The organism is Aeromonas diversa CDC 2478-85 (assembly GCF_000819805.1).
GTDB lineage: Bacteria > Pseudomonadota > Gammaproteobacteria > Enterobacterales > Aeromonadaceae > Aeromonas > Aeromonas diversa.
Genome location: NZ_CDCE01000033.1, coordinates 43,020 through 68,416, shown reverse-complemented (window position 1 = coordinate 68,416; position 25,397 = coordinate 43,020). Strand labels below are relative to the sequence as shown.

Sequence of the window (25,397 nt, the reverse complement as noted above, 5' to 3'; positions counted from 1 at the left end):
GGAAACGGTGGAAACGGTGAGTAGCTTGACTGATCTCGCAATGAATACAAGCCAGGGCCCTTCAGTCGACCGACCTGATTGGTCGCTATTGGCCACCCTGCACCGCAGACAGTAACGGGAGGCCTCGCCTCCCGTTTTCGTTCACCGCGCTCAGAGCCCAAAGCGGGGGCGCAGACGAATGCCGATCAGGCTGCCCGCCAGGGCCATCAGCATCCAGACCCAGCCGTGCAGGCTGCCCGACGCCGTGCCATCGAAGAAGCCCCCCAGGTTGCAGGCGCTGTACATGGCGCCCATCCCCATCAGCAGGCCGCCGAGAATGGCCGCCAGGCTGTTGCCGAGCCTGATCGGGGCGAAGTTGCCGCCACCGCTGATGCAGCGCGCCAGCATGGCCCCCAGAATTCCCAGCCAGAACATGCCGACCATGGGGTTGAGAAAGAGCGGCTGGGCCAGCTTGGGGTTGCCCTCAAACAGGCCGAACACAGAGGCGCCACGCAGGGCCATGTCATAGACGGCGCCCGTGATAGTCCAGGCCGACCCGTGCAGCGCGACCACGCTGGCGTTGAGCACGGCGATCAGGATGCCGCCGGTCAGCACGGTGAAGCGGCCATCGCGCCAGAACAGGTTTCCGCCCCTGAAGAGGGGCTGGAGCTCGCCGGTACGCTTCAGCTCGCTCTTGCGAAACAGGGCGAACAGCACGGCGACCAACGCCAGGTTGAGCAACATGCCGCTCCAGAGATTGCCGGTCAGATCCTTGGCCAGCACCACCTGGCTGGAGAAGGTGGACTCCAGCTCGGGGCGGAACTGGTTGCTGATCAGGGTACCTATGCCATAGCAGAGCAGCACCAGCCAGAAGCGCGGCTGCCCCTCGCCGCAGCAGTAGAGGGTACCGGTGGCGCAGACGCCCGCCAGCTGCATACCGATGCCGAACAGGAAGGCGCCGACGATAAAGGGGATGCCGATGGCCATCACGTTACCCACCATGGGGTCGCCAAACAGGGCGTGGCCGGCAGAGAGAAAGGTGGTGAACAGCAGGATCTCGATGGCGATGGTGAGCAGATGCACCCGCACATAGTAGCTGTTGCGTTTGGTCAGCATCTCGCGCCAACCGAAGACGATCCCGAAGCGACTAAAGGAGAGGGTGAAGCCGAAACCGAATCCTACCAGAGCCATCAGGGCCCACTTCATGCCGAAAGTATTGCCAAGCCAGAGCAACGCTCCCCCCGCGATTGCCACGATGGGGAGCGACCATTTTCGATTCATACCTGTTGTTCCTTGAGAGGGAAGAGAGACGAGAGCGGGGATCCTATTCCCTCATTGAGTCCGACACCATCGCTTTTGACCCTGTGATGACTGGGTTGATCTTCAAATGAAAATAACTATCATTTGCACCCCTTGGTGGGGTAACCCACGAAATCAGGCCCAAGGGCGATAACAACAAGAGACGATCATCACATGCACCAGATCACTTCGCGGCGCAGCCTGCTGTGCCTGGCGTTGCTGGCGGCGTTCGCGCCGGCTCACGCCGCCGACGAGACGCTCGTCATCAAGGGTCAGCGTACCCAACATCCCGAGGTGGCCACCGCCACCCGTACCGCCACCCCGGCCAAGCTGGTTCCCCAGACCATCGACAGCGTGGCAACCGCCGAGCTGACCGCCTTCGGCCAACCGACCCTGAGCGAGGCGCTGGTCGGCATCCCTGGTATCGACGCAAGCGGCGACACCCGCTTCGACGGCGTCACCATCCGGGGCTTTAGCGCCGGCAACGATCTCTTCCTCGACGGTTTTCGGGACGACATGCAGTACACCCGGGATCTCGGCAACATAGAGCGAGTCGAGGTGCTCAAGGGGCCGGCGGCCGTGCTCTACGGCCGCGGCAGCTCGGGGGGCATCATCAACCGCATCAGCAAGAAGCCCGAGAAGGGGCAGACGTCGAGCGTCACCGTGCGCGCCGGCAGCCACGACTACCGCCGGCTGGCGGCGGATCTCAACGCCGAGGCGAGCGAGCGGGTGCAGCTGCGCCTGAATCTGGCCCAGGAAGACAGCGACAGCTTCCGCGACGGGGTACACGGCAAACGCACCCTGCTGGCGCCGGCGTTGAACTGGGATCTGACGGATCGGGTGAGCTGGCTGCTGCAGTATGAGCGAAACGAGCACGATCGCATGCCGGATCGCGGCATCCCGGGGGTCGGTGGTCATCCGGCCGACGTGCCCCACGGCGCCGTCTACAGCGACACCCGCCGCGACTATATCGACGATTTGAACCAGACGGCCCGATCGCGCCTGACTTGGGATCTCGGCGATGCGTGGCAACTGCGCCACCAGCTCAGCCTCATCAGCCTCGACAGCCAGTTCGACAACACCTATGCCACGGGCGTGAAGGGCGACCAGCTGACCCGCGCCCGTTGGCAGCAGGATCTGCAGGCCCGCAACCTTACCTCGAGCCTGGAGGCCGAGGGGCAGCTGCACAGCGGCCCCCTCGCCCACCGGCTGCTGGTCGGCGTCGAGCAGGGGTGGCAGGCGCGTACCCCCAAACTGTGGCAGAACGCCGCCCCCATCCCGACGGGCAACCTCTATGATCCGGCCAACCTGCCGACCTATGACGGCCCCATGAAGCTCTCGAGCGACGCCAACCACAGGGTCAAGACCCAGGCCGCGTATCTGCAAGATCAGATGAGCCTCGGCGACTGGCACCTGCTGGTGGGGCTGCGCCATGACCACTTCGACGTGACCAGCGAGCGTTTCGACAAGGGCACCCAGCAGACCGTGCAGAGCGATACCCTGAGCCCACGCCTGGGGATGGTGTGGAACCCGGTCGAGGAGCACGCCCTGTATGCCTCCGTTAGCAAGACCTTCTCCCCGGTCGGTGGCGGCCTCATCGGCATCACACCAGGGGACGCCAGCAACAACTTGGCGCCGGAGCACACCCGTCAATATGAGACGGGCGTGAAGAGCGACTGGTTTGGCGGTCGTCTGGCCACCACCCTCTCCTTCTATCGCCTCGAGATGTACGACAAGCGCACCCGGGATCCGCTGGATCCCACCAAGATAGTGCTGACGGGCCTGCAACGCACCGATGGCATCGAGCTGAGCAGCCGGGCCCAGTTGACTGACGAGATCTACCTGCGTGGCGGCGTCGCCTTCCAGGATGCCGAGCAGGTGAAGGCCGAGGCCCGTTATCAGGGCAAACGCCCGAGTAGCGTGTCACGCCATAATGGGGAGCTGTTTGCCGGCTACCAGCAGGGCGCCCTGGGCTGGTTCGGGGAAAGTGGCTTCACCGCGGTGGGCGATCGCTTCGCCGACAGCGACAACACCACTGTGCTGCCGGGCTATGCCCGGGTGGATGCCCGCGCCGGCTATCGCTGGTCCAAGTGGGAGGCCCAGCTCGCCGTGGAAAACCTGCTCGACAAGACCTACTACGTGAGCGCCACCAGCGCCGCTCAGATCATGCCGGGCACCCCGCTTCAGGTGAACCTGACGGCCACCTATCGTTTCTGATCCAACAAGGGGGAGCGTCGGCTCCCCCTCTCTTCACTCCTTCGGCCAACGCGGCCATCCGGGCTATGCCCTCACTCCCATGCCTTGCGAGCGACCACCTGGGCGAGAACGATGCGCCCCTCTTGCAGGTTGCGTCCCTGATTGTGCGCCATCTCCCTGAAGTCAGGGCCGAGCAACAGATGAAACCCGAGGGCGGGTAGACCCTCACGGGCAATCTTCTCGGCCAGCGCCACAAACCAGGTGCGCGCCGCCTCTGTGGTGTCGACCCACTCACTCACCTCGAAGCACGCCTCATCGAGCAAGGCTCTGAGCTCATCGGGAGAGACCAGAAAGCTGGTCTGTGGCGTACGGGCCCACGGCACCGGGAAGTGTACCGGGCCACACGAGCCGGCCAGCACATCGTAGATGGCCAGGGCCCCCCCGGGTTTGAGGACCCGATGCATCTCGCGATACAGCCGCCCCTTATCCGGTATGTTCATGGCCACATGCTCGGTCCAGACCACGTCGAAGCTCTGGTCATCGAAGGGCAGGCACGTCGCATCCCCTTGCCGATAGTCGACGAGGTGGGTGAGCCCCGTTCTGGCGGTGAGCAGGGTCGCCGCCCGGCAATACTCGTCGGTGAGATCGATCCCGGTCACCCGACAACCGAACTCGGCCGCCAGAGCGCGCGAGGTGCCGCCGACCCCGCTGCCCACATCGAGCACCCGTTTCGTGTCGTCGAGGCCAACCGCCTGGGCCAGCTCCAGGGTCGCCACCCGGCCGCGAATATGAAACTGGTCGACCGGGGCCAGCTCGGCAGGGGTAAGCCGGTTCACATCCTTGCCCGCGTTGGCCAGGGCCGCCAGAATGACGTCGCCGAGATCCGCACGGGTGTAGTGGGTCTCGATGGCTTGATTGACGCCGGTTTGCCTGGACATAAGCTTCTCCTCTTGCTGCCGCCTTACCTTGGTATAGCCTCCCACGCCGCACCGTCCAGTCCCGTGCCCCCGGCGCCACGGGGATAAAAACCTGGGGCCGCCACCTGTTTTAGGTACACTATCTCGTACCTTGAGAGCGGCGTGTCATCGCCCCTCCGTCACATGGCATTTTTCCGAACGAGGCAGGATATGCGCCACCCCAGGGTGATCAACATAAAGGAAAGACCCGAGCTGAGACAGCGCTTATCCCGTTGGTTCCAGGAGAAATGGGGTATTCCTGCCGATCTGTATTTGCAGAGCATTGATGAAGCGCTACGGGGGGATAACCCCATACCGCAATGGTATCTGGCTGTCGCCGAAGACGAGATCATTGGGGGCATGGGGGTCATCGAAAATGATTTTCACGAAAGAAAGGATCTCGCCCCCAATGTCTGCGCCGTCTTCGTCGAAGAGGAGTATCGAGGCCAGGGCATAGCGGGGGAGATGCTTCACTTCGTGTGCCGCGACATGCAGAGCCACCACATCAACACTCTCTATCTGGTCACCGACCACGAGTCATTCTACGAGCGTTACGGCTGGCATTTTCTGGGTATGGTGCGAAGCGACGGGGCAGACGAACAGTCCAGAATCTATGTACATACTGCAACCTGACCACCACCGGTTGGGCTCCGCCACTCCCATGCCGGAATGACCACCGACAGGGCGAGCATTAATATCCCCCGACTCTCAACGCCACTCACCGGATCGGCAGACGAGCGGCCAGCCTCAGCGCCCTCTGCGGTGAGGAGAAGATCAGAGCGCTTTGGCCATAAACACGTTGAAGTCGCTGACCTGATAGTCGCCGAAGGGGTCACTCCACTCGAAGCCATTGCGAAGATAGAGCCGATGGGCCGCCTCGAAGGTCGGGCCCGTTCCCGTCTCGAGCAGCAGGCGTGCGTAGCCGCGCCGCCGCGCCTCATTCACCATCTCGTCGAGGATCGCCTGCCCCACGCCGCGGCGCAGACAGGCGGCGCGAGTGCGCATCGACTTCACCTCTGCGGCCGATGGGTCGAGCTCTTTCAAGGCGCCGCAGCCACACAGGACGCCATCGAGCCACGCCGCCCAGAAGGTGACGCCGGGCGCGCGCAGGCGTTCGATCCCGAGCGCATTCACGCACTCGGGCGGAGAGTTGCTCTGCATGCCGGCCAGATGCTCGGTGACCAGCGACTGCACCTCGGCCGACGCCAGATCATCGATACGAACCTCTATCATCACTACCTCCTTTGAATCCATTTCCCTGGCCGCACCTCAACCGTGCCAGCCCTGTTAACCATCCATGGCGCCAGCCCCGTCGGGACTCGCCATCATCTGGCGACAACCCGTTTTATCTCATGACGGGGCAGACATATCCCCCTGTTTTCTGAACAGACTGGGGGTCATGCCGGTGATACGCTGAAACTCCCGGTTGAAATTGGATTTGGTCTGAAAACCGGCCTGCATAAAGATCCGGGTGATGCTCTCGTCCGTGGTCAGCAGTGCCTGCTTGGCATGTGCGATGCGATAGTCGTTGATGACCCTGGGTATGCTCTGGCGGTGAACCAGATTGACCGCCATCGAGATCTGTTTGGCTGGGATGCCCAGTTTTCGCGACAGCCTGGAGAGGGTCAGCTCGGGATCCAGGTAACAGGCTTGCTCCTTCATCAAGGCATCCAGCTTCATGACAATCTCACCGGCTCTCTTTGGGGTCAGCGCCGACTCCCTGTCGCCCCCCTCGCCGGTCGACAGGGGGGGCTCCTCTACCTCGGGCAGGCTGACCCCCACCATGACGACGGCCACCGCCAGCACGGGCAAGAGGATCAGGTGACCCAGGGTGACGATATAGAGCGACAACCGGCCCTGGTTCAGGGCGAAGTCGAGGGAGATGGCGCCATCGATGGCCGCCGAGAACAGAAGCATCCAGCCCGCCACATGTTCTGCCCGCCTGACCCCCTCCCAATGATGAAAAGCGATGTGTAGCAGCAGTGGCCCCCGGGCCGAGCAGCGCACCAGGGCAATGCCGTAGCAGAGATAGATCCCCGTCAATATGCCATCGAGGGGAAGCCCCCATCGGGAAGCGGTCAGCAGGCTGATCAGCACCAGTGCGGGCCCGCAGGCATGGCGCCAGGGAAACCGGGTCGGCTCCCCGTCGGCGCGGGTGAAGATATACCAGGCGGCGACGGGGATGAGTGAGGCAAAGAACGGCTGAAGCTGGCCAAGCAGCGCCAGATGAAATGTCCAGCGCAGGCCCACCAGGCCCATGGTGACGGCGCATAACAACAGGAAGAGGGAGGTCGTCTTCGCCTTCTCTCCCAGTCGCACCAGCAACAGGGCGGCCAGCAATCCCAACAGGAAAGAGACGATAAAGGGTATTGGAATGGCCAGCATGATTAATCCCGATTGAGCCCATTGTCAGGCGGTGCCAGCATAGCGACTTTTGCGGATTCACAGAAGCGAGCCAGGAGCAGGACCGGTTTGAGGTCGTCCTTAAACCCGTTTCAGGACGCCGGGAGCAGGCGCCCGGGCCAGGATGGGGTACCTAATCACGTTGGAGGTGTTCATCCATGTTCTCTTTCTATCTGCTCGCGTGGCAACGGGCCCTGGACTTTTCCGGTCGTTCTTCAAGGCCGGAGTGCTGGTGGTTTATGTTGTTTCACCTGCTGGTTACCCTGATCTGCATCCTGTTGGATATGCGTCTGGCCGAGATTGGCTGGCTGGATCTGAGCTATGGGGTGGCCAGCACCCTTCCCCTCATCTCCCTGATCATTCGCCGGCTGCATGACACCGGGCGCTCCGGCTGGTGGGGCTGGGTCTTCTTTGCTCCTCTGGTGGGCCCCCTGGTGCTGGTCTACCTGCTGGCGATGCAGGGAACCGGCGCCATCTCCGCTGAGGAGGTGGCACCATGAGACTGCTCCTCTTACTGCTCGTACTCTGCTCCCCGGTGGCCTCTGCACAGGACCCCCATCAGCTTCCCCAGGGCGCTCTCGGGTTGTTACAGGTGGCGAGCCTGACCCGGGGCGAACTGCTCTGGATGCAGGGGCGGGTGGGTGAAGGCATCTACACCACGGTCGACAAGGAGGGGCGCCACTGCTCTATCCGGATGCCGGTCGCCGTCGGCAAGATGGCGCGCAGCGGTGTGGGTTTCGAGGCCAGCGACGGGCTCGCCATCATCGTCATGAGTCCGGCGCTCAACGATGCCTTGCTCAAGGGCGAACGCGTCGCCCACGATGCCTTTCGCTTCGCCTTCGGCACGGGGGAAAGCGCCGCCGATGGCTATATCGTCAACGGGATCGCGGCGGATGAGGGATTTGTCCTGAACGCCAGGCGACGCTGGATCTCCTGGCTGCTGGACAATAAACCCGAGCCGAGCTGCCAATGATCGAGGTTGGGGCTCCCGCTTCGTGGCGGTCGGCGCTCTGGGCGCCCCAATGCTATCGGCCCGGGGCCTCACTCATTGGGAATGGAGTTTTACTTCTGGTCCCTCGCTCACTAGACTTCGCCTCCCACTCGCCGATCCGTGTTGACCCATGACCTTTGACCAACTCAACCTCTCCCCTGCCCTGCTGGCGGCCCTGCCCACCGACCTGCAACGCCCGACCCCGGTGCAGCAACTGGCCATTCCTGCCGTGCTGGCAGGGCGGGATCTGCTGGCGCTGGCCCGCACCGGCAGCGGCAAGACCCTGGCCTTTGGCCTGCCCTTGCTGGCACGCCTCGACCCCGCCAGCGACCGGGTGCAAGGGCTGGTGCTGGTGCCGACCCGCGAGCTGGCGGCCCAGGTGAGCGAGGCGTTGCAGGGGCTGGCCGCCGGGCTGGGTCTGCGGCGGGTGACCCTGTGCGGCGGAGTGACGCAGGAGCAACAAGAAGTCGAGCTGGCGCAGGGGCCGCAGCTGCTGGTGGCGACCCCGGGGCGGCTGCGGGATCTGCTGAGCCAGCAGAAACTAACCCTGGATACGCTGCGCCTGCTGGTGCTGGACGAGGCGGATCGCCTGCTGGAGATGGGCTTTTGGCCCGATATCCAGTGGCTGATGCAGGCCATGCCAACCGGGCGTCAGACCCTGCTCTTCTCGGCGACCCTGCCAGCGGAGCTGGAGGCGCTGGCGACCGGTCTGCTCAAGGATCCCGAGCGGGTCGAGGCGGATCCGCGCAACAGCGTGGCCGACGACATCGAGGAGCGGCTCTACCTGGTCAACAAGAGCAGCAAGGTGCCGGCGCTCATCAGCCTGCTTAAAACCCGGGAGTGGCCGCAGGTACTGGTCTTTATCAGCGCCCGGGATGACGCCGACGGCGTGGCCCGCAAGCTCACCAAGGCCGGCATTGCGGTGGCGGCCCTGCATGGGGAGAAGGAGCAGGCGATGCGCGAGCAGGCGCTTGCCGATTTCAAAGGGGGCAAGGTACGGGTGCTGGTGGCCACCGATCTGATGGCGCGCGGCATTCACGTCGAGGCGCTGCCGGTGGTGATCAATCTGGATTTGCCGGCCAATGCCCCTGTCTACGTGCACCGCATCGGCCGCACCGCCCGCGCCGGGCGCAGCGGGCTCGCCATCTCGCTCACCTGCCACGGCGAGGCCGAGACGCTTGCCGCGATCCGCACCCTCACCGGGCGAGCGCTGCCGGTAGAGACCCTCGCCGACTTCCCGGTCACCGACCAACCCACCAGCGGCGCCGGCAAACGCCCGCCCCGTGACAAGCAGGCCAATCGCCGCACCCAGGCCAAGCGCAGCATCAAGCAGTTCAAAGGCAGGGGCTGAGCCCCGCTTCGCATACACAAGGGCATGGCCGACACCAGCTTGTCCGCAGCTCAGCTGGGCGGCGGACACCCTGGTGCGCCCCTCTCCCGCCCGCCATGTCATCTTCGATTGTGCACAGGCTCTGACCACGCACCTCATGCCGTCGGGCTTACCCTGTTTTGCCCCTTGGCGACGCGATGAGGCTCTGTTATGGTAAACACAATCAGCCATTTGGATGGCTAGACGTCCTTTCAATGGCGCCACTTTTGATGATGTTTACAGGGAGTTCTTATGCAGCGTCGTTCCTTCTTTGCCCTTTCCGCCCTTGCTCTGCTGGCCAGCACCCTGCCGTTCTGCGCTCTGGCCGCCGACCCGGCCAAGCGAGAGATCGTCATCGGCACCACAGTGGGGGATTTTGCCGACATGGTAACCGACTCGATCAAGCCACAACTGGAGGCCAAGGGATACAAGGTCAAACTGGTGGAGTTCACCGACTACGTCACCCCCAATGTCGCGCTGGCCGACGGCTCAATCGATGTGAACTGCTTCCAGCACAGACCCTATCTGGAGAGCTTTGCCAAGGATCGGGGGCTGTCGCTCGCGCCGATCACCCAAGTGCCAACCGGTCCCATGGGGCTCTATGCCGGCAAGCTGGGCGATCTGAAATCGGTGAAAGAAGGGAGCACGGTCGCCATTCCGAATGACCCCACCAACCAGGCACGGGCCCTGCTGATGTTGCAGGATCTGGGCTGGCTGACCCTCAAGGAGGGGATCAATCCGCTCAAGGCGAGCGAGTTCGACGTGGTCGCCAATCCGCACAACCTCAAGCTGGTCTTGCTGGAAGCCGCCCAACTGCCCCGCTCGCGGGAAGACGTGGACTTCTCGGTCATCAACGGCAACTTTGCCGCCTCAAGCGGCATTCCCTTTAGCTCGGGCCTGTTCCTCGAGCGCAGCTACGACTTCATCAACTGGGTGGTGGTCAAACGCACCGACGCAGACCAGCCGTTCGCCAAAGACGTCGCGGCGGCCTACAACTCCGCCGCCTTCAGGGACTATGCCGCCCGACGCTTCGCCGGTTACAAGTTCCCGCAAGCATGGTCGACAACCCGGACGCAATAAGGAGCATCCGCACGGAATGATGCCCGTCAGACGCCCCCGCATGGGGGCGTTTCATTGACGGCCGCAGGCTCTCCGATCGTGGGGAACGGCGCGGGGATCCCCACGATTTAGCCATTGGGAACCGCCATGGTGTTCAGCCAGCGGCGCAACGCCGTGCCGTGTGCGGCGCTCTCTATACTGATTGACAGGGTGCAAGGAGTGGTCGCTATGAAGCAGCTCGGCTGGTTGTGCTATTGCTGCTGCAGTTGTCTGCAGGCAGCCCCCTTGCTGCTGGCGACCGGGGAGTTTATCCCTTACTCGGGCAAGTCGCTGCCTGATGGCGGCCAGAGCACCCGGCTGGTGACCACCCTGCTACAGGAGGCCGGATACCAGGAGGTCAAGATCGATTACCTGCCCTGGCCCCGTGGCTATCAGCTGGCCCTCAAGGGACTGGTGGCCGCCACCTTCCCCTACGCCTGGACCGCAGAGCGGGCCGACCATTTTCACTACAGCTCACCGATCCACATCGACCGCCTGTCCTGGTTCACCTATCGGGGCAGCGACGCCATCAAAGCGGGCCAGTGGCAGGGGCTGCGCGTTTGTATACCCCTGGGCTGGAGCACCAGTCATGCCGACGGGGTTATCCAGCGCTTTGCGATGGAGCTGCAACGCCCCAAGACCCTGGATCAATGTCTGCAACTGCTGGATCGCAAGCGGGTTGCCCTGCTACCGATGAGCGAGACCGTGATACAGGATGCCAGCCGCCAGCTATTTGGTGATCCCTGCCATTTTCAGGCCTTGGCCCACTTTCGCCAGAGCGACACCCTCTACCTGATGATCTCGCGCCGTTACCCGGATGCCCCCAGGCTGTTGGAGCGTTTCAACACGGCCCTGGCCGCCGCGCGCGCCGATGGCCGCTATGACCGGCTGGTGTTCCGTGCAGGCGATGCGTGCGATTAGCGTTCTGGGCCCAAGGCCACCGATCTGGAATATCCAGCATGCTCAACCACGCCGGCGGTGGTTCACCTCGGATGCGGGCAACGGATTCCGGGGCAGTCACTACTGGGTGTTGATGGTCGCGGCCTGCTCGTGCCTGACTTTTTCCAGCGCACTCCATAGTGCCTGGGCCTCCGCGGGATGGAGCCTGACAAACGGCTTCGAGAGGGCCAGATACCACTTGCTGGACATAAACGGTATCGGCAGGGTCGTCAGGCTGTCATTGAGCCCATATTTGCGAATGAGGTGCTCGCCGATATGACGGTCGATCACATAGCCATCCAGCCGCTCCATCGCCACCAGCCACAACCCTTTTTCCACCTCAAGATGTTGTGGGCCGCGCACCCCGAGCCGATTGAGCTTTTGCTGGGCAACATAACCGGATGGGGCGGCAACGCCGTTTTTGAGCTGACTGAAACGTTCGCCATCCCACCCGAGTGCTGCGCCATGACGAACAAAAATCGAGTAGACCCCTTCCCACAGATAACGCCGTGGATCCAGCTCGCCCGTCGCCAGTCGGGGAAACGCAGCCCACTGCTCGCGCTCGGCAGTCCAGATCAAGGGGAAGATGCCCTCTGCCCGCCCCTGTTCAAGATCGAGCAGGCAGCGTTTCCAGGGGCGACGGTAGAGCACAAGATCCAGGTTGGCACCCGCACCTGCCTGCTTGATCCGGGTCGGCACCAGCCCAGGGTCAGCCGGCACCTCAGGCCCCTCACCCCGGGTATAAGGCAGCATTTCACTCTGCTCGTAACAGATCCGAACCGGCGTTGCTTCGAGCGGAAGGGCAAAGGCCAGACACAGCAGGCAGAAGTAAAAGCGCATGTTTCAGTGCTATCCACGGGCGATTTTCCCGAAGTATAGCCACTCCCCCCCCACCAAACGTCGCGGCCATGCCGGCTCTACAGAGAGGGGAAACGAGAAGTGGCGCAACCAAGATCGCCACAGCCAGTGCAACGGACCCAGCATCGTCGTAGCACACCACTACGGAGCTATCACAACGATGGGTGTCCCAGATTTCCGGAGGAGCTCGATCGAGCTCCTTGCCTACGACGAGCCTCTTGATGCGGCTGCGCCGCATGGGGGTTTCGCCCGCCCACTTGGAGGAGCTCGGTCAAGCTCCTTACCTACGATAAGCCTCCTGATGCGGCTGCGCCGCAGGGGGTTTCGCCCGCCCACCTGGAGGAGCTCGGTCGAGCTCCTTGCCTACGACAAGCCTCCTGATGCGGCTGCGCCGCATGGGACACGAGGGCTCCGCCCTCGATATTTTTTCGCCCGCCCTGCGGGCTGTGGCGAGTGACTTCTTGCTGGCCCAAGAAGTCACCAAGAAGGCCTTCCCCCACCAATCCGACCGCTGCGCGGTTGCCCTCGGCTCGGTCGCCAGGTCGGACGGACCGCCGCAGATGGGGCATCCATGCCCCGCTGCGGCTGCGCCATCATCCCTGATGGCGCTCCTGACCTTGCTCCCTCACCTCAGCGGATTGAAGGGGGAGCCAATACCCTGCCCCTTCGCAACCTCGGTTGCTGCATTCGGTATACATCCCTGTCTCGCGACCTGGCATGATGGCTTCACCTCGGCGAATCAGAGGGGGAGCCAATACTCTGCCCCTTCGCAACCTCGGTTGCTGCATTCGGTATACATCCCTGTCTCGCGACCTGGCCTGATGGCTTCAACTTGGCGAATCAGAAGGGAACCAATACCCTGCCCCACAGATACTCTTACCGATACGGGATGCATTGATGTAGCCGCTGATCGTCCCTGAGCTTGCCCCCATCCTCGGCGGATTGAAGGGGGAGCTAATACCGTGCCCCTCTGATGATCTATCGATGTTGTGTTACCCCACACTACGCGTTGGTGATTAATTTATTGATCTTGCTCAGGAAACCATCGCCTCCTGCTTCCCTCCCCCGCGCCACTCGCTAACATAGCCGTTTGGCAACCGCCTCATCGGAGTCACCCATGAGCCCAGCCTACGCAACATCGCAGGTTAACAGCAGCAGACTGGAAGCTGTCATTCAGGGGCGGTAGCCTTGCCGGCTGAAATGGGTAACCGAGAGTAGTCCACGACGACCCACTCAACATGGTGACGGCCTCATTTTTATTTCTGACCTGTTTACGCAGGCGTGCCTTGGCGGCGCTTTCTATGAGCAACCCATGCACTGTTTTTTATACAGTCGTAATGGTGGCGCAAAAAGAGGACGTCAAGCGATACGCTCAGCACTAGAAGCAAGCTGGTAACATGATGTTTTAATGATGTTTTAATGATGTTTTAATGATGATTTTCACTTAGCGGCGACAAAGATGTTACGGAGTTATATGGAATTCTCTGCTAACGGATTAGTACCGCCTTCCATCTAATCACTGTTATGCAATTTTAAACATGTCAGTAAAAATGGTTGGATATTTATGAAATCAAGAGATTTAAAAACAATATATGACGTTATTGTGACTGAGTACAAGATGGAACATATCGGTGAAGGTCGGTTCTTGCACTCGTTTAAGCCGAAAACGACGAATACTTTGTATCAGTTCGAGGCAAATGGAGTCGCAGAAATGGAAGAAGGCGAAAGGTACAACATCGGATTCCGCGAGGATAAAGATGGGCGTAAGATCGTCGACTTATCGTGTATTTCAAAATCAGACAGTGTAAATCCAATGCTATCCTACATGTATGCAAAAGAATTTTCTAAAGCTAGGCATACAGTTAACAAACAGAAAAACGACGAAAGAGTTACGCATGAAGCCACCGATGGTTATTACTGGGGCAAGAAATATGCGTGGCGCGAGTTTGGTCTTGTTATTTCAAAGGGTGCTTTTTATGCCTACTTGGAGCAAATCGGTCACCCTAAAGTGCCTTGTATAACGGCAAATCCAGATATGGCATTTAGCAACGATCCTTCTACAGCATACAAAGAAGAGGGTTTAGACGAAGCCATGGAACTGCTAATTACGACTGCTGAGAAAAAAACTAAAGCTCTATACAAATCACCTCATTACAGTAAACGTTTCTCTATTCGAGGTGTTGAAGCTATTACGGATAAAAAATAGCATAACAAACTGTTTAAGAGTGATTCGCAACGCATGGCATTTTTACTATGCGTTGCGTTTAGTGTTTAAGGTGGTATGCGGGAGCTTTGGTATTGCGTTGCTCACACCTTAACAGGGCGCTATAGGCGTTAAGGAGAAAGTAATTGAATTGGCATGAATGGACATCTGCCCTTGGTAATGCTGTAAACTCTCAGATTGAAGCTTGCTTTGATGAATATGAAGATGGCCGGTGGAATGAGAATACAATAACTTCAGACATTTTAAGGGCTCTGAAAAAACTACATAAAAACCCGATAAAAGTAGGTAATATTTACCGTTCTATTTCTTGGAATGCATACAAGCTAAAAGGTGCTTCTGAACAAACTCATGGTGATATTGCTCTAATCGTTAAGATTCATTTAGAGGCAGGTAAAAATGTTGAAGGTGTTGCATTTCTTGAGGCAAAGCGAATTACGTATGGAAGTAGCATCTCATCCGGCTCATTTTCATCAATAAAGTGGGATCGATTAAAACAATATTCAGAATCATCTCCAGCTCACTACACAATTCTGTACGATTATTTACCGATCGGAGAGAAAAACACACCATTGTGTCGAAGCATGTTAACAACGCACTTACTAGCGTTGAACGAAAAACATAGAGGCATATATAAACACTCTGAGAATATTTCTGAATTGTTAGGATATCGCTTATTGATGGGGCATGGTCTTGATTATCGAGATTCAATTGTAGCCTCTGCTGCTGGGTTTACAGATTCAGAGATAAAGTATAAGTACGTGGTAACAGCAGATGTCGTTGTTTCTCCTACGCTTGAGCTGGTTGTTGATAATGCACCTGTGATGGTGAATCGTGAAAAATATGGAGATATAGATTCACCCGAATTAAAGCCTAAGCAAGAATGCAATAATGACAATGGCCCATCGTTCAGGCCATGACAACGCGCTGCACACGGATAAATTACTCGCTTCGCTCTTAATTTTCCGGTGAGTGCGGCGTCAGGTCCTACTGATATTGAGGTAATTAAATGACTAACATGCCAAATGATGATGCTTTTTACGAAGATAACAAGTCTCTGAAATCATTAATTAAAACACTTGAAAGTTATATTGAAATTAGATTTGACATGGAAAACATAATTAATGCAATCACCGCATTAAATGCTTGCAACTTTAACACTGTAAAAAAAGAACCTATATTTACTGATGCGCAAATGAAAGAACTAGAGACTCTTACTGAGGATCTAAAAGAGATAGCGCATGAGTATGAAGAAAACAAAAATTACGCGCAAAGTATCAGGGACACCCTGTGGGAAATTCGAGATGAATTAGGCACATACAGTACACTTACGCTTATTAATCACAATTTAGTTAATAGCCTGGAAATGTTGTTCTCTGGTGCAATTATTTCTTATGCAAAAGCATTTAGTGAATCACAGAGAAGAACAAGCTTGGACTCTGGTAAAATTTTCAAAGCACATCCAGATTGCTATCTATTTCATGAGAAAGTAATAGACCTAAGAAATAAACACTATGCTCACTCTCAATACAATTACAACAGGCATACGCTCAAATATATCTTATCCCAAGATGGAAAAGATATTGATTTTTCAGTTAACACTCATGTGCAACATGAAATTTGGACTAATTTCGACTATATTGATTTTTACAGGACTATCAATATAGTCAAGAGATTCTTACAAATTGAAATCAAAAATAAAATAAATGTAATAAAAAACAAATTATCTCCTACGCAAAAAGAATTTTTATTATCACAAACTCAGACCTAACAAAAACTTGAAACTGGACAGCACTGCGTGCTGCCATTTAAGTAAAAGTTATACGTTTACGTAAGTCCGCAATAAATGGTGAGAGGTTTGAAATATGTCATTTGATTTACCAACAGTACTCTCAGTATGGGGAGCACTACTCTCGACTACGCTAGCATTTCTTAGAGTTAAGGAGTATTGGAGTGGCAGATTTAAAATTGAGCTAAATTACGTTTTTAGAAGCGACCCCGTGTCAGGAAATGAAATCAGTGTGCAGAATCTGTCTGGAAAACCAGTTTTATTAAACTACATGGATCTTTTTTATCACAAAAAAGGCTGGTGGCCATTAATTAAAGAAGATAAAGAGCTATGGTCACCAGAAGATGAACTAATTAATCAGAAAATTGATCCCCATTCAGAAAAGACATTTTGTTTTGCGAGAGGCGATCATTTTTGCCATAAAGATAAAGTTATATATGCCCGTCTATATTTCGCTGGTAGAAAAGTTATGGTGCAAAGAGTTGGTGAGTGATTCTGGGACACCCACCTGTACAGATCTAGTTATCACCTGACACCGGCCTCAAACCGGTGTCTTGTTTACGCTACTTTAGAGCGCACTTCCTTCGGTATCAATTTCAGACCCTTTTTGAACATGTTGTAGGAGTCTGCCCCTTGATGAAAATGGGACACCTACCATTCGGAGTGCCGCGTAGCGGCCAATAGATCGGCGGCCAGCCCCCTCATTCGCAGGTGGGAGCGGAAATGGGACACCCACCATTTTGAGTTCCGCGTAGCGGCCCAGCCCACTCAGTCACCGTCGGGCACGGTATTGGCGCCCCCCTCTTATTCGCTGAGACGAGCCAGCTTGTCCAGGCCGCGAGACAGGGATGTCGAGCGAGTGGCGGCGGGTCATGGAAGGCCCGTCGGCGCGTGCCGTCGGACAAGCGGGTGAGGCGAAGGAACCCGACACCGTCGGGCGAATAAGCGGGGGTGGCCTTTCTTTTGGTGACTTTTCTTTGGCCACGCAAAGAAAAGTCACTCGCCCCGGCCCGAAGGGCAGGCGAAACCCGTCGAGGCCGACGGCCTCGCGTCCCATGCGGCGCAGCCGCATCAAACGCCCCAGACCAAGAGCAAACGTCCGATTACACCTGACGGCTAATCGAACCCAGGGTCCTTTGGCCACGCAAAGAAAAGTCACTCGCCCCGGCCCGAAGGGCAGGCGAAACCCGTCGAGGCTAACGGCCTCGCATCCCATACGGCGCAGCCGCATCAAACGCCCCAGACCAAGAGCAAACGTCCGATTACACCTGACGGCTAATCGAACCCAGGGTCCTTTGGCCACGCAAAGAAAAGTCACTCGCCCCGGCCCGAAGGGCAGGCGAAACCCATCGAGGCCAACGGCCTCGCGTCCCATGCGGCGCAGCCGCATCAAAAAGTCCCAGGCCAAGCGGCCTGGCATCCCCATGCCAATTGCCCCTCGGCACCGAGGCAGCAGATAGCAAAACGCCCCCAGGTGGGGGCGCTTGGCGCAAAAGGGCAGGGCTACCAACCGCTTGCCACAGGCGACGGAGTTTGGCTGAACTCCCCCTCCAACTCGGCTAAGCGCCGCCTTACTCGGCTGGCTTATGCTTCTTCGACGCCTTCTTCTCGAGAAACTCGATGATCTTGCTGGCCACGTCCTTGCCCGAGGCACTCTCGACCCCTTGCAGGCCGGGGGAGGAGTTCACCTCCAGCACCAGGGGGCCGCGTGCGGAGCGCAGGATATCCACCCCGGCGACGTCGAGCCCCATGATCTTGGCGGCCTGCACCGCGGTGGCCCGCTCTTCGGGGGTGATGGTGATGGCCGAGGCGCTGCCGCCCCGGTGCAGGTTGGAGCGAAACTCCCCCTCCTGGGCCTGGCGACGCATGGCGGCGACCACCTTGCCCCCCACTACCAGACAGCGGATATCCGCCCCCTGGGCCTCGTGAATGTACTCCTGCACCAGTATGTTGTTATCGGTCTGGATAAAGGCCTCGATCACGCTCTCGGCGGCCTTGTTGGTCTCGCACAGCACCACGCCGATCCCCTGGGTGCCCTCGAGCAGCTTCACCACCAGGGGGGCGCCCCCCACCATCTTGATGAGGTCCGGCACGTCGCGGGTGCTGTGGGCATAACCGGTGACGGGCAGGCCGATGCCGTGGCGCGAGAGCAGCTGCATGGCGCGCAGCTTGTCGCGGGAGCGGGAGATGCCGAGCGAGCTGTTGAGGGCCATGGTGCCCATCATCTCGAACTGGCGCAGCACGGCGGTGCCGTAAAAGGTGATGCTGGCGCCGATGCGCGGGATGATGGCGTCATAGCCACCCAGCTCGAGCCCCTCGTAATGGATGGAGGGGCTGTGGGAGGCGATGTTCATATAGCAGCGCAGGGTATCGAGCACCTCGACCCTGTGGCCGCGGCTCTCCGCGGTCTCCACCAGGCGGCAGGTGGAGTAGTTGTTGGGTTCGCGGGAGAGAATGGCAATCTTCATGAGGGGTTACGGCTTAGGGATCGGGGCGGTGAGTATAAGGTGCCACGGCCTCAAGGCAACGCCAATTGTTTATCCTGACAACAAGCACGAGCGCACAAAATGGGGCGCCCCTCGGGGCGCCGTCATACTCCGGTCACACTCGCAGGTTAACCCAGGTTCGGCGCCAGCCAGCGCTCGGCCTCCTCCAGGCTCATCCCCTTACGGGCCGCGTAATCCTCGAGCTGGTCGCGCTGGATCTGGGCCACCGCGAAGTAGCGGCTCTCGGGGTGGGAGAAGTACCAGCCCGACACCGCCGCCCCCGGCCACATGGCATACGACTCGGTGAGCACCATGCCGATGCGATCTTCCACCCCCAGCAGCCGCCAGATAGCCCCCTTCTCGGTGTGTTCGGGGCAGGCCGGGTAACCGGGCGCCGGGCGGGTGCCACGGTAGTTCTCGCGGATCAGCTCCTCATTGCTGAGCGCCTCATCGGGCGCATAGCCCCAATGCACCTTTCGCACCTGCTCGTGCAGGTATTCGGCGAAGGCCTCGGCCAGGCGATCGCACACCGCCTGGATCAGGATGGCGTTGAAGTCGTCGTGCTCGGCCTTGAACGCCTTGGCGATCGCCTCCTCGCCGATGCCGCCGGTCACCGCGAAGGCGCCCACCCAGTCGGCCACACCGCTCTCCCTGGGCGCCACATAGTCGGCCAGGCAGTAGTTGGGGAAGCCCTTCTTCTCGGTCTGCTGGCGCAGGTGGTGCAGGGTTTCGATGACCTGCTCACGGGACTCGTCGGCATAGACCTCTATGCTGTCCCCCACGGCGTTGGCCGGGAACAGGCCAAACACGCCGGCGCAGCGCACCGACCCCTCGGCCTCGAGACGATCCAGCATGGCGTTGGCGTCGGCAAAGAGGCGCGTCGCCTCCTCCCCCACCACCTCGTCGTCGAGGATGCGCGGGAACTTGCCCGCCAGCTCCCAGCTCAGGAAGAACGGCGTCCAGTCGATGTAGCGGCGCAGGGTGGCGATGGGCATGGACTCGATAACCTGGACCCCGAGGGCATGCGGGCGCGGCGGCTGATAGTCGGCCCAGTCGAGCTGGTGCCGGTTGGCGCGGGCCGCTGCCAGCGACACCGGCGGCGTGCGCGGCTGCTTGCGGGCGTGCTGGTCGCGCACCACCTCGTACTCCTTGGCGAGCCGCTCGACAAACGCCGGCTTGAGCTCCGGGCTGAGCAGGCTCTGGGCCACCCCCACGGCGCGCGAGGCGTTGGAGACATAGACCACGGGTTCGCTGTAGTTCTGCTCTATCTTCACCGCCGTGTGGGCCTTGGAGGTGGTGGCCCCGCCGATGAGCAGCGGCAGTGTGAAGCCCTGGCGCTCCATCTCTTTGGCCACGTGCACCATCTCGTCCAGGGACGGGGTGATGAGACCCGACAGGCCTATGATGTCGGCGTTCACCTCGCGGGCGGTCTTCAATATGGTCTCGGCAGGCACCATGACCCCGAGATCGACGATCTCGAAGTTGTTGCAGGCCAGTACCACCCCGACGATGTTCTTGCCGATGTCGTGCACGTCCCCCTTCACGGTGGCCAGCACGATCTTGCCGTTGCTGGTGCCGCCGGATTTCTCCGCCTCGATATAGGGTTGCAGGTAGGCGACCGCCCGCTTCATCACCCGGGCCGACTTCACCACCTGGGGCAGGAACATCTTGCCGGCGCCAAACAGGTCGCCGACCACGTTCATGCCGTCCATCAGCGGCCCCTCGATGACGTGCAGGGGGCGCTCGGCCCCGGCGCGCGCCTCTTCGGTGTCTTCCTCGATAAAGTCGGTGATGCCCTTGACCAGGGCGTGCTCGAGCCGCTTGCCCACCGGCCAGCTGCGCCACTCCTGCTCGCGCGGATCGGCCGCCTCGGCGCCGCCGCCCCGGTACTGCTCGGCGATGGCCAGCAGCGCCTCTGTGGCCCCCGGGTGGGTGTTGAGCACCACAGCCTCGACCTTCTCTTTGAGATCCTTGGGGATCTCCTCATAGATGGCGAGCTGGCCGGCGTTGACTATCCCCATGTCCATGCCGTTCTTGATGGCGTGGTAGAGGAAGACGGCGTGAATGGCCTCGCGCACCGGCTCGTTACCCCGGAACGAGAAGGAGACGTTGGAGACGCCGCCGGAGATCATGGCGTGGGGCAGGGTCTCCTTGATGTCCTTGACCGCCTCGATGAAGTCCACCGCGTAGTTGTTGTGTTCGTCGATGCCGGTGGCCACCGCGAAGATGTTGGGGTCGAAGATGATGTCTTCGGGCGGGAAGCCCACCTGCTCCACCAGGATGCGGTAGGCGCGCTGGCAGATCTCGGTCTTGCGCGCCCGGGTGTCGGCCTGGCCGGTCTCGTCGAAGGCCATGACGATGACGGCGGCGCCGTAGCGGCGGATCAGCCTGGCCTGCTCGATAAACTTGGCCTCCCCCTCCTTCATGGAGATGGAGTTGACGATCCCCTTGCCCTGCACGCACTTGAGGCCGGCTTCCAGCACCTCCCACTTGGAGGAGTCGATCATCACAGGCACCCGGGCTATGTCCGGCTCGGCGGAGATGAGGTTCAAGAAACGCACCATGGCCTTCTCGGCGTCGAGCATCCCCTCGTCCATGTTGATGTCGATGATCTGGGCGCCGCTCTCGACCTGCTGCTTGGCCACCTCCAGCGCCTCGTCGTAGAGCTCCTCCTTGATCAGGCGCTTGAAGCGGGCCGAGCCGGTGACGTTGGTGCGCTCGCCCACGTTGACGAACATGGAGTCGGCGTCGATGGTGAGCGGCTCGAGCCCCGACAGGCGACAGGCAACCGGGAGCACAGGCAGGGGGCGTGGGGCCATGCCGGCCACCGCGTCTGCCATGGCACGGATGTGCTCGGGGGTGGTGCCACAGCAGCCCCCCACCAGGTTGAGAAAGCCGCTCGACGCCCACTCGCGGATGTGGGTCGCCATCTCGGCCGCGCCGAGATCGTACTCGCCGAAGGCGTTGGGCAGGCCGGCGTTGGGGTGGGCGCTGACGTGGCACTCGCAGATGCGCGAGAGCTCCTCCACGTACTGGCGCAGCTCGTCCGGCCCCAGGGCGCAGTTGAGGCCAAACGAGATCGGCCGCACGTGGCGCAAGGCGTTGTAGAAGGCCTCTGTGGTCTGGCCCGACAGGGTGCGGCCGGAGGCGTCCGTGATGGTGCCCGAGATCATCACCGGCAACCTGACCCCGAGGGCCTCGAACACCCGGTCGACGGCGAAGGCCGCCGCCTTGGCGTTGAGGGTGTCGAAGATGGTCTCGATCAGGATGAGATCGGCTCCCCCTTCGATGAGGGCGCGGGTCGACTCGTCATAGGCGGCCACCAGCTGGTCGAAGGTGACGTTGCGCTTGCCCGGATCGTTGACGTCCGGTGAGATGGAGGCGGTGCGGTTGGTGGGCCCCAGGACGCCGGCCACGAAGCGCGGCTTGTGGGGCTCTCTGGCCGTCCACTCGTCGGCCACGGCGCGCGCCAGGCGGGCCGCCTCCCGGTTGATCTCGGCCGAGAGCGACTCCATGCGGTAGTCCGCCATGGCGATACTGGTGGCGTTGAAGGTGTTGGTCTCGAGGATGTCGGCGCCGGCCGCGCAGTAGGCGTCGTGGATCTCGCGGATCACTGCCGGCTTGGTCAGCACCAGCAGATCGTTGTTGCCCTTGAGATCCGAGGGCCAGTCGGCGAAACGCGCGCCGCGGTAGTCGGCCTCCTTGAGCCGGTAGCCCTGGATCATGGTGCCCATGCCACCATCTATGATGAGGATCCGCTCTCTGAGATGGGCTTCCAGTTTCTGCTTGGCTTGCGACACGACGACTCCTTGTATGCTGTGACGACCCTGCCCCATCCTATCAGCAAAAAACCCGCATTAGCAATCCAGCCGTCTATCTATCCAAATCACGATAACTCTACCCAATAGAGGGTAGTGAGACCGACCCCGCCAGAGAGTACCCTATGGCGGCCCGACCCTGTCGGGCTGAGCGTGCTTGCTGTTCTACTAATGAGAAAATAACAACATGAGTGTCTATTACACCCTCTGCTTCCTGGCGGCATTGGCGATCTTTATTGCATTCGCCAACCAGTACGTCATCAGGATCCAGACCACCATCGCTATCACCGCCGGCTCCATGCTGATCTCCGCCCTGATGGTCCTGTTCGGTAAACTGGACTGGTTCAACATGGGCCCCCTGGCCGTCGAGACGATGGAAAGCATCGACTTCCAGAACTTCCTGCTCAAGGGGATCCTGGGCTTCCTGCTGTTCGCCGGTGGCATCGGCATCAAGCTGCCTGCCCTGCGCGACCAGAAGTGGGAGATCGCCATCATGGCCGTCTTCTCTACCCTGCTCTCCACCTTCATCATCGGTTACGGCTTCTGGTTTATCGGCGGCCTGCTGGGCTGGGAGATCCCGCTGGTCTACTGCATGCTGTTCGGTGCCCTGATCTCCCCCACCGACCCGATCGCCGTGCTGGCCATCGTCAAGAAGCTCAAGGCGCCGCCCCAGATCGCCATCCAGATCGAGGGGGAGTCCCTGTTTAACGACGGTGTGGGCCTGGTTATCTTCGCCACCGTGTTTGCCGTGGCATTTGGCGGCGTCGAGCCCACCTTCGGCGGCGTGGCCAGCCTGTTCCTGCACGAGGCCCTCGGCGGCATCCTGTTTGGGGTGGTGCTGGGCCTGGTGGCCCACATCATGATCAGCGCCACCGACGACGGCTCGCTCGAGCTGCTGCTGACCCTGTGCATCCCGACCGCCGGCTTCGCCCTGGCCAACATGCTCGGCGTCTCCGGCGCCCTGGCCATGGTGGTCACCGGCATCATGATCGGCAACTGGACCCGTCACTCCGGTTTCTCCGAGCAGAGCCAGCACCACCTGGATCACTTCTGGGAGCTGATGGATCAGTTCCTCAACGCCCTGCTGTTCCTGCTGATCGGCCTGGCGCTGGTGCTGCTGGATCTGGCCTGGCGTGACTGGATCCTGCTGGTCATCTCTGTGCCTCTGTGCCTGGTGGCCCGCTTCATCAGCGTCTCGCTGCCCTATGTGGCGTTTCGCAAGTTCCGCAGCTACAACAAGTTCTCGGTGCGGATCCTCACCTGGGGCGGCCTGCGCGGCGGTCTGGCCATGGCCATGGCACTGGCGCTCCCCTCCGGCCAGATGATGCTGCCCGAGTATGGCGTCGATCTGCGCGAGGTGATCCTCATCATGACCTACGCCGTGGTGATGTTCTCCATCGTGGTGCAGGGGATGACCATCACCCCCATGATTGAGCGCGCCAAGCGAGCGGCCGGGGACTATTGATCCCCACGCCAGAATGACAAGAGGCGGCCCTGTGGCCGCCTCTTCGTTTTGCGCCGCCCCTCAGGGGCGCAATATCTCGCTCCAGGGCAACCCCTCATCCCCCAGGGTGATGAAGTCGGGATTTTCGAGGGAGTCGCGCCGGTTATAGCTTAAGGGGAGCAGGGCGAGACTGAGGATGCGACCGCCCGCCTCGGCCACGATGCACTGGGCGGCGGCGGTGTCCCACTCCCCGGTCGGGCCGAGACGCACATAGCAGTCGGCCGCCCCTTCGGCCACCAGGCAGGACTTGAGGGCGCTCGACCCCAGCGGCAGCCGCTCGTAGCCAAAGGCGGGGCTGAGACGACGGGTCAGCAGCTCGGGGGCCTGACGCCGGCTCACCGCCACCGTCAGACTGGTGGGCGGCACCAGATGATGGTGGGCATGGATGGGGTGGCTTAGCCCCTGCTCCTCCTTGAAGGCCCCCTGCCCCTGCACCGCCCAATAGAGAATGTCCGCCTCGGGCGCATAGACGATGCCGAGCACAGGCTGGTTGTGGCGCACCAGGGCGATCAGGGTGGCATAGTCGCCGCTGCCGGCGATGAACTCGCCGGTGCCGTCGAGGGGATCGACCAGCCAGTACTCGGGCCACTCGGCGCGCTCGGCCAGCGGGATGTCGGCCGCCTCTTCGGTCAGCACAGGCACCCCGGGGGTGAGGGCCGATAGAGCCTGCTTGAGGTAGGCATCCGCCGCCAGATCGGCGCTGGTGACCGGGGTGTCGTCCTCCTTGAGGTGACGCTCGAACTGACCGCCGCGGTAGATTTCGCTCAAGATCCGCCCGGCCTCTCGGGCGATGCGGCGCGCCTCGGGGGCGACCGCCAGCAGATCGATCATGACTCCTCCTTCAACCATTTCTGCGCCAGCAGCAGGGCGCTGATGCTGCGCGACTCGGTGAAGTCGGAACGCGCCAGCAGGGTGTCTATGTCATGCAGCGGCCAGGGGATCACCTCGAGGGGCTCGGGCTCGTCGCCCTCCCGCTGCTCCGGGTAGAGCTCTCGGGCCAGCAGTATATCCATCCGGCTCGAGAAGTAACCGGGGGCGAGCGACACCTGCTTGAGGGGGATGAGTTCGCGGGCACCGAAGCCCGCCTCTTCCATCAGCTCGCGGTTGCCCGCCTCGAAGATGTCTTCACCCGGATCGATCAGCCCCTTGGGAAAGCCGAGCTCATAGCTGTGGGTACCGGCGGCGTACTCGCGCACCAGCAGCAGGGTCTGGTCGTCCAGCATGGGCACCACCATGACGGCGCCACGGCTGCCGCCGCGCATCCGCTCGTAGACGCGCTCCTCCCCGTTGGAGAACTTGAGGTGCAAAGATTCGACCTTGAACAGGCGGCTTTCGGCCACCAGCTCGGCCTTGAGGATCTCGGGTTTCTCTTTTGCGTGGTCCATGGTGATCACTGGGCTGGGCTCATGCCTCAAGAGTAAACGACTCCCCGCCTCGCGGCTATCCACAAAACGGGGCGGCCGGGCTATCTCATGTCGAGGCCGAGTGGCA

Annotated in this window: 21 protein-coding genes; 12 read left to right on the top strand and 9 right to left on the bottom strand. The window is 60.5% G+C overall.

Annotated features, from left to right (window positions below; genetic code table 11):
* Window positions 1-150: 150 nt before the first annotated feature.
* Window positions 151-1,260, bottom strand: coding sequence for a YeeE/YedE family protein (locus tag BN1121_RS13770; RefSeq protein ID WP_005359077.1), 1,110 nt, complete (start codon window positions 1,258-1,260; stop codon window positions 151-153).
* A gap of 192 nt (window positions 1,261-1,452) precedes the next feature.
* On the opposite strand from BN1121_RS13770, the gene BN1121_RS13765 reads away from it, so the two are divergent.
* The gene (locus tag BN1121_RS13765; RefSeq protein WP_005359076.1) at window positions 1,453-3,495 is read left to right on the top strand and encodes a TonB-dependent receptor; all 2,043 of its coding nucleotides are present in this window, start codon (window positions 1,453-1,455) and stop codon (window positions 3,493-3,495) included.
* Between the two features lie 71 nt (window positions 3,496-3,566).
* On the opposite strand, the gene BN1121_RS13760 is transcribed toward BN1121_RS13765, so the two are convergent.
* Window positions 3,567-4,412, bottom strand: a complete 846-nt coding sequence (locus BN1121_RS13760) for a class I SAM-dependent methyltransferase (protein WP_005359066.1) — start codon at window positions 4,410-4,412, stop codon at window positions 3,567-3,569.
* 189 nt (window positions 4,413-4,601) lie between these two features.
* Between BN1121_RS13760 and BN1121_RS13755 the strand changes: the two genes are divergently transcribed.
* Window positions 4,602-5,063, top strand: coding sequence for a GNAT family N-acetyltransferase (locus tag BN1121_RS13755; protein ID WP_005359065.1), 462 nt, complete (start codon window positions 4,602-4,604; stop codon window positions 5,061-5,063).
* 141 nt (window positions 5,064-5,204) lie between these two features.
* On the opposite strand, the gene BN1121_RS13750 is transcribed toward BN1121_RS13755, so the two are convergent.
* Together BN1121_RS13750 and BN1121_RS13745 are read right to left on the bottom strand one after the other, a co-directional pair.
* Window positions 5,205-5,663: a GNAT family N-acetyltransferase gene (locus tag BN1121_RS13750; protein ID WP_005359063.1), complete on the bottom strand. Its 459-nt coding sequence runs from the start codon at window positions 5,661-5,663 to the stop codon at window positions 5,205-5,207.
* Window positions 5,664-5,780: 117 nt separating this feature from the next.
* Complete coding sequence (locus tag BN1121_RS13745; protein ID WP_005359061.1) at window positions 5,781-6,815, bottom strand: helix-turn-helix domain-containing protein; 1,035 nt, start codon at window positions 6,813-6,815, stop codon at window positions 5,781-5,783.
* A 176-nt stretch (window positions 6,816-6,991) separates the two neighbouring features.
* On the opposite strand from BN1121_RS13745, the gene BN1121_RS13740 reads away from it, so the two are divergent.
* From BN1121_RS13740 to BN1121_RS13720, 5 genes are all read left to right on the top strand, one after another.
* Window positions 6,992-7,333 carry a DUF805 domain-containing protein gene (locus BN1121_RS13740; RefSeq protein WP_005359058.1) on the top strand — a complete coding sequence of 114 codons (342 nt, stop codon included), beginning with the start codon at window positions 6,992-6,994 and terminating at the stop codon, window positions 7,331-7,333.
* Entirely contained in the window at window positions 7,330-7,806 is a 477-nt protein-coding gene (locus BN1121_RS13735; protein ID WP_005359055.1) for a hypothetical protein, read from the top strand. The genes BN1121_RS13740 and BN1121_RS13735 overlap by 4 nt, the downstream gene beginning before the upstream one ends.
* 148 nt (window positions 7,807-7,954) lie before the next feature.
* Complete coding sequence (locus tag BN1121_RS13730) at window positions 7,955-9,175, top strand: DEAD/DEAH box helicase (RefSeq protein ID WP_005359052.1); 1,221 nt, start codon at window positions 7,955-7,957, stop codon at window positions 9,173-9,175.
* Between the two features lie 270 nt (window positions 9,176-9,445).
* Entirely contained in the window at window positions 9,446-10,273 is an 828-nt protein-coding gene (locus BN1121_RS13725; protein ID WP_005359050.1) for a MetQ/NlpA family ABC transporter substrate-binding protein, read from the top strand.
* A 207-nt stretch (window positions 10,274-10,480) separates the two neighbouring features.
* Window positions 10,481-11,212, top strand: coding sequence for a substrate-binding periplasmic protein (locus BN1121_RS13720; RefSeq protein ID WP_005359043.1), 732 nt, complete (start codon window positions 10,481-10,483; stop codon window positions 11,210-11,212).
* 99 nt (window positions 11,213-11,311) lie between these two features.
* On the opposite strand, the gene BN1121_RS13715 is transcribed toward BN1121_RS13720, so the two are convergent.
* Window positions 11,312-12,070, bottom strand: coding sequence for a type 2 periplasmic-binding domain-containing protein (locus tag BN1121_RS13715; protein WP_005359040.1), 759 nt, complete (start codon window positions 12,068-12,070; stop codon window positions 11,312-11,314).
* A gap of 1,636 nt (window positions 12,071-13,706) precedes the next feature.
* Here BN1121_RS13715 and BN1121_RS13710 point away from each other — a divergent pair.
* The 4 genes from BN1121_RS13710 to BN1121_RS19795 all read left to right on the top strand — a co-directional run bounded on the left by BN1121_RS13710 (window position 13,707) and on the right by BN1121_RS19795 (window position 16,591).
* Window positions 13,707-14,294, top strand: a complete 588-nt coding sequence (locus BN1121_RS13710) for a hypothetical protein (RefSeq protein WP_197065761.1) — start codon at window positions 13,707-13,709, stop codon at window positions 14,292-14,294.
* Window positions 14,295-14,437: 143 nt separating this feature from the next.
* Window positions 14,438-15,229 carry a hypothetical protein gene (locus BN1121_RS19805; RefSeq protein ID WP_156139402.1) on the top strand — a complete coding sequence of 264 codons (792 nt, stop codon included), beginning with the start codon at window positions 14,438-14,440 and terminating at the stop codon, window positions 15,227-15,229.
* Window positions 15,230-15,318: 89 nt separating this feature from the next.
* Window positions 15,319-16,080: a hypothetical protein gene (locus BN1121_RS19800; RefSeq protein ID WP_156139401.1), complete on the top strand. Its 762-nt coding sequence runs from the start codon at window positions 15,319-15,321 to the stop codon at window positions 16,078-16,080.
* Between the two features lie 94 nt (window positions 16,081-16,174).
* The gene (locus tag BN1121_RS19795) at window positions 16,175-16,591 is read left to right on the top strand and encodes a hypothetical protein (protein WP_156139400.1); all 417 of its coding nucleotides are present in this window, start codon (window positions 16,175-16,177) and stop codon (window positions 16,589-16,591) included.
* A gap of 1,078 nt (window positions 16,592-17,669) precedes the next feature.
* On the opposite strand, the gene rimK is transcribed toward BN1121_RS19795, so the two are convergent.
* Window positions 17,670-18,566 (bottom strand): 30S ribosomal protein S6--L-glutamate ligase, encoded by an 897-nt coding sequence (gene rimK / locus BN1121_RS13705; RefSeq protein ID WP_005356382.1) that lies wholly within the window; start codon window positions 18,564-18,566, stop codon window positions 17,670-17,672.
* A gap of 146 nt (window positions 18,567-18,712) precedes the next feature.
* Window positions 18,713-22,420 carry a methionine synthase gene (gene metH / locus BN1121_RS13700; protein WP_043597972.1) on the bottom strand — a complete coding sequence of 1,236 codons (3,708 nt, stop codon included), beginning with the start codon at window positions 22,418-22,420 and terminating at the stop codon, window positions 18,713-18,715.
* A gap of 169 nt (window positions 22,421-22,589) precedes the next feature.
* Between metH and BN1121_RS13695 the strand changes: the two genes are divergently transcribed.
* Window positions 22,590-23,867 (top strand): cation:proton antiporter, encoded by a 1,278-nt coding sequence (locus BN1121_RS13695; RefSeq protein ID WP_005356386.1) that lies wholly within the window; start codon window positions 22,590-22,592, stop codon window positions 23,865-23,867.
* Between the two features lie 60 nt (window positions 23,868-23,927).
* Here BN1121_RS13695 and cysQ read toward each other — a convergent pair whose 3' ends face one another.
* The gene (gene cysQ / locus BN1121_RS13690) at window positions 23,928-24,737 is read right to left on the bottom strand and encodes a 3'(2'),5'-bisphosphate nucleotidase CysQ (protein WP_005356387.1); all 810 of its coding nucleotides are present in this window, start codon (window positions 24,735-24,737) and stop codon (window positions 23,928-23,930) included.
* Window positions 24,734-25,291: an ADP compounds hydrolase NudE gene (gene nudE, locus BN1121_RS13685; protein ID WP_005356388.1), complete on the bottom strand. Its 558-nt coding sequence runs from the start codon at window positions 25,289-25,291 to the stop codon at window positions 24,734-24,736. The genes cysQ and nudE overlap by 4 nt, the downstream gene beginning before the upstream one ends.
* Window positions 25,292-25,397 lie beyond the last annotated feature (106 nt).

Coding starts and splice junctions, on each gene's coding strand:
- BN1121_RS19795 (WP_156139400.1), top strand. CDS start 16,175: ATGTCATTTGATTTACCAACAGTACTCTCAGTATGGGGAGCACTACTC.
- BN1121_RS13725 (WP_005359050.1), top strand. CDS start 9,446: ATGCAGCGTCGTTCCTTCTTTGCCCTTTCCGCCCTTGCTCTGCTGGCC.
- BN1121_RS13770 (WP_005359077.1), bottom strand. CDS start 1,260: ATGAATCGAAAATGGTCGCTCCCCATCGTGGCAATCGCGGGGGGAGCG.
- BN1121_RS19800 (WP_156139401.1), top strand. CDS start 15,319: ATGACTAACATGCCAAATGATGATGCTTTTTACGAAGATAACAAGTCT.
- rimK (WP_005356382.1), bottom strand. CDS start 18,566: ATGAAGATTGCCATTCTCTCCCGCGAACCCAACAACTACTCCACCTGC.
- BN1121_RS13730 (WP_005359052.1), top strand. CDS start 7,955: ATGACCTTTGACCAACTCAACCTCTCCCCTGCCCTGCTGGCGGCCCTG.
- BN1121_RS13720 (WP_005359043.1), top strand. CDS start 10,481: ATGAAGCAGCTCGGCTGGTTGTGCTATTGCTGCTGCAGTTGTCTGCAG.
- BN1121_RS13765 (WP_005359076.1), top strand. CDS start 1,453: ATGCACCAGATCACTTCGCGGCGCAGCCTGCTGTGCCTGGCGTTGCTG.
- BN1121_RS13750 (WP_005359063.1), bottom strand. CDS start 5,663: ATGATAGAGGTTCGTATCGATGATCTGGCGTCGGCCGAGGTGCAGTCG.
- nudE (WP_005356388.1), bottom strand. CDS start 25,291: ATGGACCACGCAAAAGAGAAACCCGAGATCCTCAAGGCCGAGCTGGTG.
- cysQ (WP_005356387.1), bottom strand. CDS start 24,737: ATGATCGATCTGCTGGCGGTCGCCCCCGAGGCGCGCCGCATCGCCCGA.
- BN1121_RS13715 (WP_005359040.1), bottom strand. CDS start 12,070: ATGCGCTTTTACTTCTGCCTGCTGTGTCTGGCCTTTGCCCTTCCGCTC.
- BN1121_RS13745 (WP_005359061.1), bottom strand. CDS start 6,815: ATGCTGGCCATTCCAATACCCTTTATCGTCTCTTTCCTGTTGGGATTG.
- BN1121_RS13755 (WP_005359065.1), top strand. CDS start 4,602: ATGCGCCACCCCAGGGTGATCAACATAAAGGAAAGACCCGAGCTGAGA.
- metH (WP_043597972.1), bottom strand. CDS start 22,420: ATGGGGCAGGGTCGTCACAGCATACAAGGAGTCGTCGTGTCGCAAGCC.
- BN1121_RS13740 (WP_005359058.1), top strand. CDS start 6,992: ATGTTCTCTTTCTATCTGCTCGCGTGGCAACGGGCCCTGGACTTTTCC.
- BN1121_RS13735 (WP_005359055.1), top strand. CDS start 7,330: ATGAGACTGCTCCTCTTACTGCTCGTACTCTGCTCCCCGGTGGCCTCT.
- BN1121_RS13695 (WP_005356386.1), top strand. CDS start 22,590: ATGAGTGTCTATTACACCCTCTGCTTCCTGGCGGCATTGGCGATCTTT.
- BN1121_RS13760 (WP_005359066.1), bottom strand. CDS start 4,412: ATGTCCAGGCAAACCGGCGTCAATCAAGCCATCGAGACCCACTACACC.
- BN1121_RS13710 (WP_197065761.1), top strand. CDS start 13,707: ATGGAACATATCGGTGAAGGTCGGTTCTTGCACTCGTTTAAGCCGAAA.